This is a genomic window from Burkholderia glumae LMG 2196 = ATCC 33617 (assembly GCF_000960995.1).
Classification (GTDB): Bacteria; Pseudomonadota; Gammaproteobacteria; order Burkholderiales; family Burkholderiaceae; genus Burkholderia; species Burkholderia glumae.
On sequence record NZ_CP009432.1, the window covers coordinates 79,217 to 95,787 of the forward strand.

A 16,571-nucleotide genomic window follows, 5' to 3' on the forward strand; every position below is an offset into this window, starting at 1 on the left:
TGCGGTTCACGCTCGTCTGCTGGTACATCTTCAGCCGAGCTGAGCAGGGTTTTCGAACCGGACTCTAAATACTTACCGGGTTAGCTAGTTTGACCGGGGATATATGTCGGAAAGCTTTACGTCAAACGTGGAGTCCGTATCCAAAACGGCTTGACTCATACCGGCCGGAACTGACGTAAATTGAAGATCAAAGTTGCCTGTGCTAAATTCCGGAGTAACAGGCATCAAGGCCACTGCTTTTGCAGACTCCACATCAAATTTCGCGCCCAAGATTTGAATCTTGTCATCAGCGGAAGGCAAAGGCATCACGCGATAGACTGGGTCTTTTATTGAAGAAGCAGTACCAATTGCAGTCCAACCTCCATCATTTTCTCTTGTGTACAGCAAATATGTAAGTTCACCATTCAATTCAATTGGCGCTCCCCAGATCTGGCCACCATCCTGTTGGTTCAGATAGCCCAAAATCAGTGGATAACCGTTTAAAGTCAGCCAACCACCATTGAGCGGCGCTGTCACCGATACTGTCGCCCTGAAGTTTTGCACGTTGTCATAGATTGGCATACTACCCACCAACGTTGCTGTACCATCAGAATTTACTGAAGAAAACAATAGACTATCAACATCAAGAATCCCTGCATCAGCCTTAATATCGGCCGCAATCGCTCCGTTTTTGACGCCAGCATCAATTTCATGTATACGCGGCTTTGCCGAAATCATCGAAAGGTAATTTTTCGAAAAATTCTGATATTTTTGAGAAAAATTGATAGCTTGATAAGCTGACGATCCAGCACTACTATTCAATGAACGAGAGGGAAAATATGCAGTCAATCCGGATGCATTGCTATAATTAGAAGTGGCGTTATTGTAAACAACCGCTTGGCTGATAGAATCAGATAATTTCTCCGAGCCTTGCACGATATCTGAGATACTTCTCGAGAAAATCTTTAAGTCAACCAAATCAAGGTACCCATTTCCATTAGTGCCGTCGCCCGTTCCTCCGAAACCGAGCGAGGTGGCGCGCTTCCATACTATATTAGCCCAACTATTATCACTGGCGCTCGCTTTGGCTATAATTGAATCCGACCACGATTCCAGAGCGGTTTGCACAGCACCAATCTTTTGTAGATCGATGAGTGACAGCGTTCCGTTTTCTTTTTCAGTTTCTTGTTTCGCAATATAGGAATCTGCGACAATTTTCCCAAACGTTCGTGCTTCTGAATCTGCCGACGAAATTACCGATGTCCAATTCCAGCCTGGTCCCGGTTCAAGCTCCTCGGAAGCCAAAAGATAGTTGGCATATGGGCTAAGTGCAGTCGCTACCTCAACTGTAGCCATCAAGCAAGCATCAAATCCAATAACATCGAAATGAATATTCGAGGCCTTGACTCCGTCGCGAATGCCTTGAGCCAAGCTATTCAGAGATAACATCGAGTTGGAGCCGCTTGCAGTTTTAGTATTTTCGTCCCCACCAAAACCCGTCCAACCTCCACCATGATCCCACATCAGGAGTTTGTAGCTGCCTGCCGGATACTGTTTCTGTGCCCAATCAATAAAATCGGACAATGTTTTGGGCGCCCCCATGTCCAGCCTTCCAAGATCAGAGATCTGCTGGATTTTCCCACTCGATAGTACGTGCCGCTTAACACTAATCCAATTCGGTATCTGTCGAGACACATCGTTATTGACGTTGGCTCCTCCGGTTTCAATTACAACATTGGTGTTGGGAGGGAGTGATGCCTTAAGCATTTCGACTATATTACCATCCGCACTTTTATATTTGCTTTCCAAATTCGATCCAACCATATAAACCATCACGGTCGTCGATGCTTGCGGCTGTGGCTTGGGAGGAAAAGGTGAATTATCATCACTACCGCACGCAGAAAGAAATACAACGACCGAGAACATCACCGATCGGGAAAATTTATTTTTCATGAGCCAACCCCATATCATTCAAAAAATACAACTATTATCAAAAAATCCTTGATCCTCACCAATGCATTGCATCAAAATCTTAAAAATCGGAAACTTTATTGAATCACTTGAATTGGCACCGCAACATCCTGGTCTCGCATTGACCCTGCCGCGGCGCGAGGACTAGTATTAATCATGACGTAACCGAGCGTACCCGGCGCGGCGTTGGGTCGCACTGTGAGGACAACCTTGCCGTTTCCGCTATTAACCCCCCCCTTGTCTACCGATGCGACAATCCAGTCGGGCAGATTAGTCACCTGCCATGCCAAACGAATGGGCGTCTCATAATTTCCTGCGGTAATGGCTAGCTCAGTGGATTCCCCGGCTTTCAAGCGAATCGCATTGTTTCGCCCGCTCGGAACCGGGCCGAGGGAGTCGTCGCCATTCACCACATTGACGCGGAACACGGGCGTTGAGTAACTTATAGTATACGGACTTGTCAGTTTATAATCGTACAAATATGTCTGCGAGATTAGACCGTTATCACTTCTTAACCCGAAATTTCCTTCGAGCTTCGAAACCTTGATTTGCACGCTCTCTTTGGCGGCGGGATTGCCAGCAGGAACGCTGAACAAACCCCAGGCTATCGTCCCGGCAGTTCCGACCGTGGTTGGGTCGGCGTTCCATATATCTGAGTACGCAGTTGCGTGGGAGGAAACAAACTGCAAGGAATTTTTTGACGAAGACGCAATTATATTTTGGGCAGCATAAGAATATGACGTAGAAACCTCACCACTAACTTTCGCGCCGATGCCCTTATCACCAAATCCCAATTCCGCGCCCATTCTCTCTGTCACCGTTCGATTTCTTTCGACAGTCTTCGGCATATAGCTTTCTACCTGCGCGACTATTGGAATGCCATCCCTCAGGACCGACAACGAAAACTCCAAACTGTGCTGATTATTATAATATCCGCAATATTCTCCCTTTTTACATGCATCTGCACGCGTGGGATGGTATTTATTGACCCGAGGCTCCGGCGTCGTTTCCCACGAAGCCTTGACCAAATAATAATCGTTTTGAGTGTTCGAATTGAGGCGGTACAAAGTAAATTGGACCTTAGTGCTACCGGTCTTCTGATCAGCTTGCCACCAGTTGTCACTGTATGATTCTAAACTGACTTCTTGTGAGCTTTGTCCGAGAAGCGTCCATGCGCTTGGGTCTGGATTCGTATTGCCGACAAGCGGTGCGGGCGAGTTGTCCGCGGCGGCCCGCAAAGGCACTGACCGGGTCGACGCCGTTTTTTGAGCCTCCAGTTGCGCTTGACCGCTCCTAAGACTCTCCAAGCATTCGTCGACATCCGCTTGGTTAGCGCTGTCGCTAGGCAGTTGGCACTCGAAGGGAGATCCGTCCTCGTTGGACTTTGCAATAACAAAGCCTCCAGCCTGTACATCTTTAGTAGCCTCGGGCACTGCCGTGCCCTGCGCCACCGTGTTGATGACCAAGCCCGTGTCTGGAGGCTCTGTCGCAGAGACACCACTATCGATTTTGAATGACGGTACATTGTCCGTCGGTCCCCAGACATCGATATCTTCAGTTGCCACGACCGCGTAACCCGCGTTGTAGTGTGCTATTACCGCACACTTATCAAACGCCCCCGTTGACACTCGGTATATGGGATAGCCTTGGACCGACGCCAATGATGCGGTGCTGCCACAACTCGGATAGTCTGACGTCTGGATAAGCGCGGGTGAATCTTGGCCGCCGCAGCCTGCTAACTCCGCGGTTGCAAGCAGACACACAACCAGGGCGCAGCTTGTAAAAATTATTGACTTTTCGTTTTGCATTAGAAACCGACCCCATTATTTAATCATTTCACGTCATTCTTCAGTACATTTCCTGCTTACAACCCGTTTTTGGGTTACCACCCCAACCTCGATCCGCCACTCTGCGCGGTTTGCACGGGTTGCGTGCATCTCGACACGTTTTTTGCGGGAGGCAAAGGATAAGCAGGTATCCCCACTTGCCCCCGCCTCCCTATAACGCCATCCTTGCAGCATCGTCTGGTCGGCCCAACGTTACCCCCAGGATGCCGTACGGTACATGTCGTAACTTTGAAAGGTTGTTGAATTGGTTTGCTACGCTTCATTAAATTCTCCAGCCAGGTCGTGAGGCACCAGATGCTCTTTGTGCCCCAGTCGATCGGAATCGGCCCGGCGTCACGCGACCGTCCACCGCAAACCGTATAAGAGCCGCTAACATAACCTAGACATGACGTAGCAGAAGTCGTATCGTCTGCGATATGGCAAGACGCAAAATCAGCAACGAGTTGTGGGTGGAGCTGGAACCGCTGATTCCGGAATTCACCCCATCGCCCAAGGGCGGACGGCGGCGCACGGTCGATGACCGAGCTGCGCTCAACGGCATCCTATATGTGCTGCAAACCGGTATCCCGTGGGAAGACCTCCCGCAAGAACTGGGCTTCGGCAGTGGCATGACGTGTTGGCGACGTCTGCGAGACTGGCAAGCGGCCGGTGTATGGCGCCGGCTGCATCTGGCGATGCTGCGTCGGCTGCGTGAGCACGACCAGATCGATTGGGAACGCGCCAGCCTCGATGGAGCCAGCGTCTCCAGCCCCCGGGGGGCCAGGAAACCGGCCCCAACCCGACCGACCGCGGCAAGCTCGGATCGAAGCGACACATCGTCGTAGATGCACGCGGCATTCCTCTGGCCGTCACGATCACGGGAGCCAACCGCCACGATTCGATGGCATTCGAGTCCACGCTCGATGCCATTCCTGCGGTACCCGGGCTGAACGGTCCGCCACGCAAGCGCCCGAGCAAACTGCACGCTGACAAAGGGTATGACTTCGGGCGTTGTCGACGTTATCTGAGACAGCGCGGCATCAAGGCTCGTATTGCACGCCGCGGTATCGAAAGCAGCGAACGGCTGGGCAGGCATCGTTGGGTCGTCGAGCGTACGCATGCCTGGTTCGCCGGATTCGGCAAGCTTCGAATTCGCTTCGAACGACGCCTCGATATTCATACCGCTCTGCTTGTCCTGGCTGCCGCCGTCATCTGCTCCAGATTCGTGGATGACTTGTGTTAGCGACTCTAAGCCATTGGACAAACATCGCCGGATGTCACTATGATCCGCTGACACAAGTGTCAGCCACAAATCTCGAGCAGATGATGGCGGCAGCCAGGACAAGCAAAGCGGTATGAATATCGAGGCGACGCCCGAAGCGAATCCGGAGCTTTCCGAATCCGGCGAGCCAGGCATGCGTGCGTTCGACCACCCAACGATGCCGCCCAGGCGATCGCGACTTTCGACCCCACGACGCGCGATACGGGCCTTGATGCCGCGCTGTTTCAGATAACGTCGACAGCGCGCAAAGTCATACCTTTTGTCAGCGTGCAGTTGGTCGGCCGCTTGCGCGGCTGGCCAGTCAGGCCAGCCACGGCAGGGATGGCATCAAGCGTGGACTTGAGTGCCATCGAATCGTGCCGGTTGGCCCCCGTGATCGTGACAGCCAGCGGGATGCCACGTGCATCTACGACGATGTGTCGTTTCGATCCGAGCTTGCCTCGGTCGGTCGGGTTGGGCCCGGTTTCCTTGCCCCCCGGGGGCTGGAGACGCTGGCTCCATTGAGGCTGGCGCGTTCCCAATCGATTTGGTCGTGCTTACGCAGCCGACGCAGCATCGCCAGATGCAGCCGATGCCATACACCGGCGGCTTGCCAGTCTCGCAGACGTCGCCAGCACGTCATGCCACTGCCGAAACCCTGCTCTTGCGGGAGGTCTTCCCACGGGAGACCGGTTTGCAGCACATACAGGATGCCGTTGAGCGCAGCTCGGTCGTCGACCGTGCGCCGCCGTTCGCCCTTGGGCGATGGGGTAAATTCCGGATCATCCAGAACCGAGATGTGCGACTGGATGCCGAGATTCAGTCCGAAGCGAGGTCACGCTTGTCGTTCGAAGAGCTGACCATCAGTTGCGAACTCAAGTCAGCGGCAAATGTTGCCGTTAACCCGCAAGAAGAGGATTTTCACCCATAGACAATCCGGAGCTCCGGGTAAACAGAGCGTCGGACTCGTCGCTAAACGATTGCGAACGTACATGCCACAAGCAATTGAACGATCATGCTCCAACGACATTTCCGGAATGCGGATGCTGATCATAGACGATAATCCTGACGATCGACTACTGCTAGCGGAATACTTTGGCGGAATAGGTTGTAGGGTTTTTGTCGCGTGTGATGGTCATGACGGTTTTCGCAAGGCGCTGGCCATTATTCCCGACCTGATCCTAATGGATGTAGGCATGCCAGTATGCGATGGCCTGACCACTATGCGCCTTCTACAATCGGCCCGAGACACACGCGCGATCCCGATCTGCCTCCTCACGGCAGCTGGCCAACCAGCCGAGCGCGTGCAAGGGCTACGGCTAGGTGCCATCGACTACGTACCCAAACCCTTCGATCTGAAGGAGGTCCACCTGCGCCTGAGCATCCATGCACGTGCAGGCCGTTACGCACGCGGCAGAGGCATTGCCGCGTATCCGTGCGATACGCTGGACGCCCGCTTATTTCGGGACGCACGCTGCCACCTGCTCTCCCGTCTTCACGAGGCGTCATCCGTGCCATCGCTCGCACGAATGTTGAGTACGAATACTTTGCGTTTGAACCTGGCCTTTAAACGATGCACCGGCATGACGGTATCTCAGTTTCTGTTCGAAGCGCGCATGCAATATGCGGTAAGCCTTCTTACTCAAACCACCATTGACATTCAGGCAATTGCCGAAGCAGTGGGATATGGGACCCGGCAGAATTTCTCGACAGCGTACCGCAAACGATTCGGCGCTTCACCAAACGAATCACGAATACAGAAACTCGACATATGAAGCAGTGCAACCTTTTGCCAATCGGCCTCTTTTGTTTGGCGTCGAATATTATTTCCCTCCACCATCTAAATTTGCCGGCATGAGAGATATGCTTTCTTCGTTAAACCATTCCGCTGATGCGATGGGTGACGTTGCGGCATAAAGAACGATCCGCACTAATGGTGACACAACACCCCTCCTGTCAATTCCTCCACTTGCAGCACATCGAGCCACCGATCTATGAACCGCGTCCTTGTTGTCGATGATCACCTCGACGATCGCAGCCTGTTGGCCGAATTCCTTCGGCAACAGGGCTTTCGCGTATTCATGGCGAGCGACGGCCTAGACGGCTTGGCCAAAGCCCGTGTCGTCAGGCCAGACCTGATTTTGATGGATATCAATATGCCAAATTGCGACGGGCTCACCGCATGCCGCAAACTGAAATGCGACCCCGCCACCTCAGCGGTACCGTTGATTTTCCTGACTGCGTCAACCCAACCTGAGGAGCGCGTTGCCGGACTCGAGGCGGGAGCGATTGATTACATCGCCAAGCCGTTCCATTTCGAGGAGGTAAGGTTGCGTATTGCGATTCACTTGAGATTGGACAGTATCGCGCACGATTCTGAATCGAATGTTGGAATTCATCCCCTCAATCAGGAAGCAACGAATATCGACCTAGCACTCTTTCGTCAAGTTAAGGCCATCGTGCTCGCCAACTTTGCGGACGAACTCGATGTCGAAGCGCTTGCCGCTAGGGCCGGTACGTCCCCACGTCGGTTGTCGCTAGCGCTTAAACGCTGCATCGGGCTCACAGTATTCGACTACATCCGCGAAGAACGACTGAAAGAATCGAGGCGCCTACTGCTCGAGAGTAACAGCGATATCGTGACGATCGCGCGTAGTGTCGGTTATACGAACGGCGCGAACTTCGCGACTGCTTTCAAGACACGTTTTGGCATCTCCCCGAGCGTGCTTCGTCGCGGAAACAACGGCGCAAATGAAGCGCTAATCAACCCATGATTAGCCGCCGCATGCGTGTGGGTGGCCAACTGGCGCTGGCGTGGCTGCTGATGTCATTCGCATTGAGCGTATTTTCGGCTGACCTGCGATGGCCTCCTGCAATCGACGTCGCGTCAAGTTCCGCGCAACGATCTCTAGCGAACGATATCATGCTGTTCGACGATCGCACTGCGATCCTAACAGCTGACACCGTTTTGCGCAGCGATGGCTGGCAGCGTGCGGCCATGGGGGATTTGTCACGAGGGTTCACGTCGTCTGCCATCTGGATCGCAGGGGCGCTTGTAAATGAAGGGGCGCAAGCGACCACGCGTTGGATCTCAGTGGATCCAGTACGTCTTGAAGACGTTGCTTTCTACATAGTCGATCAAGATGGCAACGCGGCCAATTTGCGTTACCGCTCTGGAATTGGAGCACCCATTGCGGATCGGCCGCTCGACACCGTCAGAACAGCGTTTCCCATCACGCTCGCACCCGGTCAGCAACTGCGGTATCTGATCCGTGTGCGAAGCCGCTCATCGCTCACATTATCGTTGTATATCTGGCATCCAAGGAATTTCCAGGTCGAGGCCCGACGCGACATCACGGCTCATATGCTGCTGACGGGAGCCATGCTCGCCATGTCCGTTTTCTCGGCAGTGCTTGCGGCTGTCTGGCGCGACCGTGTCTTCGTGATACTGACAGCGACCGTGGTATCCGAAGTCATCTACGAACTCGCCTTTGAAGGCTACCTTTACGCGCTCCTTCTGCCTCAAGGCGGCGACTTGCTGGTGAGGTTGCCGAGCGTCGCGGGCAATATTGCTGTCGCTCTGTTCTCGGCCCTTCTGTATTCGTTCATCGGGCTTGACAGATTCTGCGTATGGCGCTGGGCTTACAAGATCATGATTGCAGCGTTTGTCGTCGCTTCCGCCTGGACTGCGTTCGGAGACTATCGCACAAGCGCAGCGGTCGCGGTCCAGGGCACATTCCTTTGTAATCTAGTATGGATAGCATCGGTGGCCCATGCGTATCGGAAAAAGTTGGCGAACGCGCGACTTATCTTCATAGCTTTTCTTCCCGACTGTGCGACGTTCTTCATTCGCATCGGTGTTCTCTGCGGATTCCTTTCCACAAGTTATAGCACGGGCACTGCACAGATCTGGGACAGCATCGGCATTCTAGTTTTGCTATCGATGATCGTTGGCCGCAGGTCTCGTCAGTTGCTGCTTGAGCAACGACAAGCGCAGCGGTTGCTTCTGGCTGAACGTGAGGCCACTCAGGAGCGACTCGAGAGCGCGGTTGTTACGCGTACTCGTGAACTGCAGAGTGCACTTGAACAGGCCGACGGCGCGATGCGGGCAAAGAGTAACTTTCTCGCTCGAATTAGTCACGACCTCAGAACACCGCTTACGTCGATTATCGGCTTCGCCGATCTTATCCAAGCGGACGGTCGCGAGGATGCAGAACGCGGTCGAGTAATCCGCCGGAGCGCTAACCACATGCTCGGCATGGTCAACGACCTGATCGACTATGCCAGGGGGCGCGAAGCGGACACGCTGTCACCCCGACCTGTGTACACCTATGCTCTACTGGATGTAGTCTCACAGCACGGCGATGCACTCGCGAAACGCAGCGCTAATGAGTTTTCTCTGAACGTCGTCGGCGATCTGCCGCCAATCATCGAACTTGATGAACAGCGTATGCATCAGGTGCTTGACAACCTGCTAGACAACGCTGCCAAGTTCACAAGCCACGGTAGGATCGTGTTAACTGTCAGCGCTAACCGTTTCGATGGTGCGCGGGGTCGCTGTAATCTACGCTTCTCCATATCCGACAACGGATGCGGCGTTGCTATCGCCGATCACGAGCGCGTTTTCGAACCGTTCGTGCGCGTAGGGGAGCAGAACCATAGGCCAGGTATAGGCCTGGGGCTTTCTATCGTCAAGCTATGGACCGACCGAATGGGCGCTTCTTTAACATTTGACAGTAGCCCAGGAATCGGAACTACGATCATCATTGAGCTTACGGTCAATGAGCTGGACGAATCGGAAGTCGGCAGCCTGGGCTTGCATGAATCCGCCGAAACGCTTCCACTCATAGACGGGGCCGGAAAACTCGTGCTGTTGGCGGAGGATACTGCCGAGATTCGAGAATTGTTGCGCGGAGATTTGCTCAGTCTCGGGTTCGAGGTTGAAGCTTACGATAATGGCGCGTCAGCCATTCGGAGACTGATAGCGGAGGATCGACCGGCCCCGGCACTCGTCCTAACAGATCAGTTCATGCCGGAAGCTTCCGGGCACGACGTCTTGGCCGTCGCACGCAGCTACCGACCACATGTCCCAGTCGTTCTGGTTTCCGCTGTCCCATTCAGTCAAACGACACAACCAGATGCGACCGAATATTTTGACGCACAGCTGCTCAAGCCAATCAGTCTTGCCGATTTGCGTAACACAATCGCGATGCTGCTGGATATGCAACGTGAGCATCGACCTTCGCAGCCAGTATCGCAAAACCCACTGGTTCTCGCCCCCCCCTCTCCGGAGTTGCTTGACGAAGCACGTACGCTAATCGAACTGGGGGCTATATCCGATTTGCTCGACTGGGCGGAAAAGATATCTCAGATAGCGCCACAGCATGCGCCCTTTGCCGCCAAAGTTAGTCAATTGGCAAAAAGAGGAGAGTTGCGGGAACTTCAAACAATGCTTTGAACCGCACCGGGAATCGTGGAGGCCGGTTGGTTTAAGGTAATGCAGGCACTCCGCCAGCATTTCTGAGTTGCCTGTAGTAGTTTGCCTCAGCCTCGGCGGGCGGGATATAGCCGAGCGGTTCCATGAGCCGACAATGGTTGTACCAGGCGACCCATTCGAGGGTTGCCAGTTCGACAGATTCCCTCGTCTTCCATGGGGCGCGCCGATGAATCAATTCCGTCTTGTACAGGCCGTTGATCGTTTCAGCCGGCGCATTATCGTAGCTGTCGCCCCGGCTGCCGACCGACGGCTCAATGCCGGCATCAGCCAGCCGTTCGCTGTAGCGAATGCTGACGTATTGGGCCCCTCTATCGGAGTGGTGTATCGTACGCGGTCTTTTAACGACGCCCCTCAGCGGTTGAGGCCAGCAGACATTCTCCAAGGCATGAGATCGGCGTAGTCGTCGGCGGTTGCAGCGAGCGGCAACCTGGTGAACAGCCAGACCAGATAGCGATACGGCTCGATGCCGTTCGCCTTGCACGTCTCGACGAGGGAGTACAGGTTGGCACTGGCCTGCGCACCGGCGACCGTATCAGAGAACAGCCAGCCCTTGCGGCCGACGACGAACGGCCTTATCGCGTTCTCGCACAGGTTGTTCGAGATCGGCCAGTTGCCGTTCTCGACGTAGCGGACCAGCTTGGGCCACTGTCCGTTCATGTACTGCAATGCCTTGCCGAGCAAACTCGACGGCACGACGCCCGGCAGATGCTCGATTAGCATGCGCTCGATGATGACGAGCACGCGGGCGCTGTACCGGGCGCGCAGCCGTCGCCGACGTTCAGACTCCCACTTCGCGCTGCGCGCCTCGGCCGCGAACAGCTTGCCGATCAGTGCCACGAAGCGTGTGGCCAGCAGATCCGGTGAGCGTGCCGCCTTCGGCACCGACTCCTCGGCCTTGATGAAGCCGCGGCGCACGTGTGCCCAGCATCCGAGATGCACGAGCTGGTGATCGTGGGCGATGCCGTTATAGAGCTCGTAGCCATCCGTCATCAGCGCAGTGCCGGGCTGTACACCGGCATACAGCTTCTGCGCATGTTGAGCACCGCGCCCGGGCGAGTAGGAGAACATCCGCACGGACGGCCCCGAGCCGTTGACCTGCGCCCACAGGTAACTCTTCGTCTGCGGCCTTCGTCCTGGTTCCTTCAGCACCTGGAACGTGGTTTCGTCGCCGTAGATCAAGTTCGATTCGAGCAGCGCGTCGCGCATCAGGTTGATCACCGGCTGCGTGGCCAGACCTACCCGCACCACGCTGGCGGCCAGCGTATTCGACGAGATGTCACCGCCGAAGCGACGCAGCAGTGTGGCCTGACGATACAGCGGCATGCCGTACTGATACTTGCCGGTGATGATCCACGCCAGCGCGGATTCCGTGAGCAGCCCGCGCGGAATGATGCGCGTCGGCGCCAGCGTGACCTTGATGCCGAGATCGCAGCATGGGCACGCGTACTTGACCCGCTGGTGCTGAACGACGCGCACTTGCTCGGGAATCACGTCGAGCTGTTCGCTCGTTTCCACGCCGATCTCGACGAGGGCCTGGCCGTCATGGGCGCAGAACCGTTCGGACTCGGGCAGCTCGTGCCGCACGACCTCGCGCGGCAGATTCGGATCGAGTGGTTTGCGCCCGCGCTTGCCTCGCGTGTGGGCCGCGACCGATGTACCGGGCATATCCTCGCGCGCGGGCGCGTCGGCAGTCGTCGCCAGCGCCTCGGCTTCGTTGAACAGGCCGAGCTGGTCGGCATGGCGCGCCTCGCTCGAGGCGCCGAACAGTTCGTGCTTGTAGGCCCGCAGTTTCTCTTCGGCCAGATCGCGCTGAGCCGTCACGAGCCGAAGCTCACCGCGCAGCGCATCGCGTTCGGCGAGCAGTGCCTGGTATTGCTCAACACTCGGCATGACGGGGCTGTTCGGCATGGCCAATTAGACCACGCCACCTGCGTGGTGTTCAGCTCATCCGCGCGTAATATCGCTGGGGATGCTTCTGGATCACGGCCAGGTCGATGCCGTCGAGCAGCCAGTGCAACTGCTCGGTGCTGATCGTGATCGTGTCGCCACCGTTCGGCCAGACGAAGCGGTCGGCTTCGAGTCGCTTGAGCAGTAACCAGAAACCGTTGCCGCCCCAGCCGAGGATCTTGACTCGATCACGACGGCGGTTGCCGAAGACGAACAGCGCCGAGGTCATTGAGTTCAGGCGCATCGCCTGTTCGACCAGGATCGACAGCCCGTTGATGCCCATGCGGAAGTCGACCGGATCGCGATGCAGGTAGACCTTCAGCCCTTCGTCGAACCGGAACACGGCAGCCTCCCGAGCATCTGGACGAGCATCGTCAGTTCATCGAAGTTCGCCTGGCTCAGCTCCAAGGAAACGCCGTTTGGTAAGTGCACCTTCAGCGAGGACACCGCAGCCGATTTAGCCGGAGTGGGGGCAGCCGCAGAGGTGACGACCTGCATGAAGGCTGATTCCTCAGGCACGGAAGCCGTCGACAACTCGACGCGAGCCTCTCGTGACGGCTCCGCCGCGGAGCTGGCTATCTCGCCCGCGGCTTGTTCGCGCTGATACTTGGAAATCCACGTCCGAACGAGGTTCGGATTGATGTCGTGCTCCATGGCCGTCCGCGCGATCGACACCCCTGGCTTCAGACACGCCTGTATCAACTCGCGCTTCGCATCCTCGTCGTACTTGCGCCGTCCGTCTCGCTTGCGATCGGCCACCAACCGGCTCTGCAAACCTCCGTGTTGCTCGTTCATGCACACCTGTCCACGCTCATTGAACATGGACACGTAGCCTCGGTGAATCAGCCTCGTCGTGCAATGGCGTCCTTCAAAGAGCGCTTACAGATTGCGCTGCAACTGAGGCAAATGAGTCGCCTGGCGAAAGGAGATCTCAGCATGCCCGAGGCTCGCAGATGGGAGGTGTCTCACCTCGTCGCCACGGCCATCGTTGCGGCGTCGGCTGGCGCTTTGACCACGGTATTTTTTCGACAGCCAGATCTGAATCTGCAATTACTTGGGACAGCCCTGCTGTTTGGATACTGCTCGGGAATTGTGGCTCGCGTTGCTATTCGCCCCTACATCGCCATTCCTGCGCTCATTATTGCTGCTGGGCCCGCAATCATTGCAACGGCGCTTTGGCAAGACGCACCACATCGTTACCTGTCCTGCATGTTTGCGATCTTCTTGCTCGGTGGGTGTGAGACTGCTCTGTATGTGTATAAGACGGCATCAAGGCATATTACGACACGCCTCGACATGTCTGTACTTGCGTATCACGACCCAGTCACCGGTCTTGCGAATCGTCTGGGATTGCAGCGCGCCTATCGTCTCGCCGTTGCGAAGTCATCGATGATCGCCGTCCACTGCCTCGATCTGGACGGCTTTAAGGGTGTGAACGACTCCTTTGGACACTCCGCCGGAGACGACCTCCTGGTTCAGGTGGCACGAAGAATTCGGGCTGTCATGCCCGAAGGCTCGGTTGTAGCCCGGATGGGGGGAGACGAATTTGTTGCTCTCCAATTCGATACATCAGATGATATCGACGCCTACGCGATCGGCCGAAGCATTGTTCAGGAGCTGGCAAAGCCGTTTCCAGTGGGAAACGAGAATATTCAGATAACGGCCAGCTTGGGATTTGCGGTAGCGCCGGCGCATCGAAGCAATCTAGGCGAACTACTAAAACTGGCCGATGCCGCGTCCTATCACATTAAGAAGTCTGGTGGTGGTGGCGCGATAAGCTCGTTGAATCTCCAATGAAGTATTTTCGCACGATAAGCCACGGCGGAGGTTGACCTGGCGGGTCAGATCCGCCACAGGCAATCCCCGGGACGCTGTCACGTTAGCGGAGTATGTTCACAAGGGGCGCAAGCTCGGCCTGCATGTTTCACGCTGCAGACGAATTCTGGGTGATCTCGGTCAATTCACGCCACGTCGAGAAGCGTGCGGCGAGGCGAGTGCGATAAAGCGAAGCACACAGCAGATGCCGCTTCAGGGCGAAGTGCTGGCGGATCAGCCCGAAGCTCGCGAGGAAAGCCTGAGTGCGCGTCGGGTCGAAATCCCCGCATGCGTCGCTCGCGTTCGCGGGTCGGCTAATGGCTGTTTTCGGCGCGGTTGTTCACGCGGGCAGCGGCTTTCACTAACATGTGCTTGACGTGGGCGAGTTCGGGAATATCGGCCATGGCCGCCGAGTAACTGCGCAATTGGTCGGTGACGATCCTCCGCGGTGCCGGGCAGGTACGCAGCACACGCTGAAAAAAGCGCTTCGCTGCGGCCTTGTCGCGCTGCTTCTGCAGCAGGATATCCAGTTCGGCACCGTGTTCGTCGACCGCTCGCCACAGTAGCCAGGGCTCGCCACGCAGATTCACGAACATTTCGTCCAGATGTCAGATGCGGCCAGGCTTTTGTCGCGTAGCCTTGACGCGCCGGGCGAAGGTCGCACCGAATTTTTTGCACCATCGGCGGATCGTCTCGTAGCTGACGATCACGCCGCGCTCTAATAGCAGCTCCTCGATGTCGCGTCGGCTCAGCTGGAAGCGGAAATACCCGCGCACCGCCTGGCTGATGATCGCTGCGGGGAGTCGATGGCCGTGGTAGAGCGCTGGCGGTTTCATCCCTCCATCTGTCGGCTACGCGTATTTGTCACCTACCGTAGTACGAATCGGATGGGTATCGTAGACGATGATCATCCGCTCGATGAGCCCATCGTCGTCGAATTCGAAAACATCGATGCACTCGAAACGCACTGCGGACCCATCTTTTAGCCCCCAGTCATAGACGAAGTAACCGGTTGCACGTCGGGCCCCTTTCGTGCTAGTGCAGATGTCGATAGGAGTTATTTTGCTTCCTCCCGACGCTGCATTGACCTTCTCAAAGAATGGCTCAGGGAGCATCCAGCCGAGAAGCGGCGAAAAGATCTGGGCGTCCGGCTTGAATAATGCACAGATCGCCGCGACATCGCCGCGCTCCAACTCCGCGAGATAGTTGCGAACCTGCTGCGTGTATATTGCTTCTGACGATGAGGCCATCTTCATTCTCCGATCATTCGTTGACAACTCCGCGCTTTCGAACGGACGCGCATCCGGTACTGGCAAGATAGCGATGCACCGATGACAGAACAATCGAAAAATCCGCAACCCGGGTATGCAACCCATGCATACCCATTGGCCGACCTTATGCGGCCGCTGCCGCCGCTGGCAGCGTTCCAGTCATTCGTCGCCGCGGCGCAACTCGGGAGCATCAGCAGAGCCGCTGACCATTTGTGTCGAACGCAAGGCGCGTTGAGCCGTCAGGTCCAGCAACTGGAATCCCACTATCGGTGCCCACTTTTTGTGCGCCACGCGTCGGGGCTGACGCTGACGGCGGAAGGAAGCGAACTATTGGTCGTGGCCGTAAGCGTACTCACGCAACTGGTTCAACACGCAGATATTCACGCGAAGACAGCGCCTATCGTCACCCTGCGATTGCCATCCACGTTCGCGATTCGTTGGTTGCTTCCACGGCTGGCGGATATTAATAGCGCGTTGCCTGGAACAGAACTTCGCATCTCCACATCATCGGACGACACGCCGGATTTCACTACGTCTGACGTAGACGCCATCGTTGTTCGTGGAACTGGGCAGTGGGCGGGTATGGATGCGATTCCATTGTTTGCTGAGCAACTCACACCGATGTGCACAAGCGAAATGGCCGCATCGCTTGGCTCGGCAGCTGACCTTGCTCATGTCACATTGCTCCATCCCGGGCATGGCCGTGAGGAGTGGCGATGCTGGCTGGAATTCATTGGGGCACGGCAGATCGACGCGAGCCGTGGCCTCGTTTTGGACTCCCTCGAATCGACGCTCGCCGCTGCGGCTGAAGGGCATGGGGTTGCAATAGGTGATCTCAGGATGGCGAGCGACCGCCTACGGACGAAGCAACTGGTGACGCCTTTTATCGAGGTGGCGCAAAACGGCTTGTCGTACTTCGTCGTCTACCCATCCCGACGCGTTGCACAGTCCAAGATTCGCGCCCTCGCTGACGTCTTGCTGCGGCTTGCGCGGGAAGACTGATT

At 56.1% G+C, this 16,571-nt stretch carries 12 protein-coding genes and 3 pseudogenes; 6 read left to right on the top strand and 9 right to left on the bottom strand.

From position 1 onward, the window contains the following. Window positions 1-84: 84 nt before the first annotated feature. Together KS03_RS29135 and KS03_RS30710 are read right to left on the bottom strand one after the other, a co-directional pair. Complete coding sequence (locus tag KS03_RS29135) at window positions 85-1,932, bottom strand: clostripain-related cysteine peptidase (protein ID WP_012734082.1); 1,848 nt, start codon at window positions 1,930-1,932, stop codon at window positions 85-87. Between the two features lie 95 nt (window positions 1,933-2,027). Then, window positions 2,028-3,515: a hypothetical protein gene (locus KS03_RS30710; RefSeq protein WP_124837819.1), complete on the bottom strand. Its 1,488-nt coding sequence runs from the start codon at window positions 3,513-3,515 to the stop codon at window positions 2,028-2,030. 698 nt (window positions 3,516-4,213) lie between these two features. Here KS03_RS30710 and KS03_RS29140 point away from each other — a divergent pair. Beyond that, a protein-coding gene (locus KS03_RS29140) for an IS5 family transposase (RefSeq protein ID WP_085962370.1) occupies window positions 4,214-5,019 on the top strand; the annotation gives its coding sequence in 2 pieces (ribosomal slippage) (window positions 4,214-4,544 and window positions 4,544-5,019; 807 coding nt in all). A gap of 37 nt (window positions 5,020-5,056) precedes the next feature. Here the strand turns inward: KS03_RS29140 and KS03_RS29145 are convergent. Next, window positions 5,057-5,860: pseudogene (locus KS03_RS29145) on the bottom strand (IS5 family transposase). A gap of 214 nt (window positions 5,861-6,074) precedes the next feature. Here KS03_RS29145 and KS03_RS29150 point away from each other — a divergent pair. The 3 genes from KS03_RS29150 (at window position 6,075) to KS03_RS00460 (ending at window position 10,495) form a co-directional block, all read left to right on the top strand. Further along, window positions 6,075-6,812: a response regulator transcription factor gene (locus KS03_RS29150; RefSeq protein ID WP_017423070.1), complete on the top strand. Its 738-nt coding sequence runs from the start codon at window positions 6,075-6,077 to the stop codon at window positions 6,810-6,812. A gap of 219 nt (window positions 6,813-7,031) precedes the next feature. Continuing rightward, a complete protein-coding gene (locus KS03_RS00455; protein ID WP_012734079.1) occupies window positions 7,032-7,811 on the top strand; it encodes a response regulator transcription factor in 780 nt (259 codons plus the stop codon). A gap of 149 nt (window positions 7,812-7,960) precedes the next feature. Then, window positions 7,961-10,495, top strand: coding sequence for a hybrid sensor histidine kinase/response regulator (locus KS03_RS00460; protein ID WP_158335140.1), 2,535 nt, complete (start codon window positions 7,961-7,963; stop codon window positions 10,493-10,495). Window positions 10,496-10,526: 31 nt separating this feature from the next. On the opposite strand, the pseudogene KS03_RS29155 reads toward KS03_RS00460, so the two are convergent. The 4 genes and pseudogenes from KS03_RS29155 to tnpA all read right to left on the bottom strand — a co-directional run. Further along, a pseudogene (locus KS03_RS29155) lies at window positions 10,527-10,859 on the bottom strand (integrase core domain-containing protein); the annotation flags it as partial. Window positions 10,860-10,885: 26 nt separating this feature from the next. Continuing rightward, entirely contained in the window at window positions 10,886-12,442 is a 1,557-nt protein-coding gene (tnpC, locus tag KS03_RS00465; protein WP_012732752.1) for an IS66 family transposase, read from the bottom strand. Window positions 12,443-12,473: 31 nt separating this feature from the next. Then, entirely contained in the window at window positions 12,474-12,824 is a 351-nt protein-coding gene (gene tnpB / locus KS03_RS00470) for an IS66 family insertion sequence element accessory protein TnpB (RefSeq protein ID WP_012732753.1), read from the bottom strand. Next, window positions 12,800-13,276 carry an IS66-like element accessory protein TnpA gene (tnpA, locus tag KS03_RS00475; RefSeq protein WP_012734051.1) on the bottom strand — a complete coding sequence of 159 codons (477 nt, stop codon included), beginning with the start codon at window positions 13,274-13,276 and terminating at the stop codon, window positions 12,800-12,802. The genes tnpB and tnpA overlap by 25 nt, the downstream gene beginning before the upstream one ends. Window positions 13,277-13,339: 63 nt before the next feature. Between tnpA and KS03_RS33115 the strand changes: the two genes are divergently transcribed. Beyond that, the gene (locus tag KS03_RS33115; protein WP_017433349.1) at window positions 13,340-14,278 is read left to right on the top strand and encodes a GGDEF domain-containing protein; all 939 of its coding nucleotides are present in this window, start codon (window positions 13,340-13,342) and stop codon (window positions 14,276-14,278) included. Window positions 14,279-14,405: 127 nt separating this feature from the next. Here KS03_RS33115 and KS03_RS29165 read toward each other — a convergent pair. Both KS03_RS29165 and KS03_RS00490 read right to left on the bottom strand, forming a co-directional pair. Next, a pseudogene (locus KS03_RS29165) lies at window positions 14,406-15,132 on the bottom strand (IS6 family transposase). A 15-nt stretch (window positions 15,133-15,147) separates the two neighbouring features. Then, complete coding sequence (locus KS03_RS00490; RefSeq protein WP_012734052.1) at window positions 15,148-15,546, bottom strand: nuclear transport factor 2 family protein; 399 nt, start codon at window positions 15,544-15,546, stop codon at window positions 15,148-15,150. A gap of 81 nt (window positions 15,547-15,627) precedes the next feature. On the opposite strand from KS03_RS00490, the gene KS03_RS00495 reads away from it, so the two are divergent. Beyond that, on the top strand, window positions 15,628-16,569 hold the full coding sequence (locus KS03_RS00495; RefSeq protein WP_012734053.1) for a LysR substrate-binding domain-containing protein: 942 nt from the start codon (window positions 15,628-15,630) through the stop codon (window positions 16,567-16,569). The last annotated feature ends 2 nt before the right edge of the window (window positions 16,570-16,571 follow it).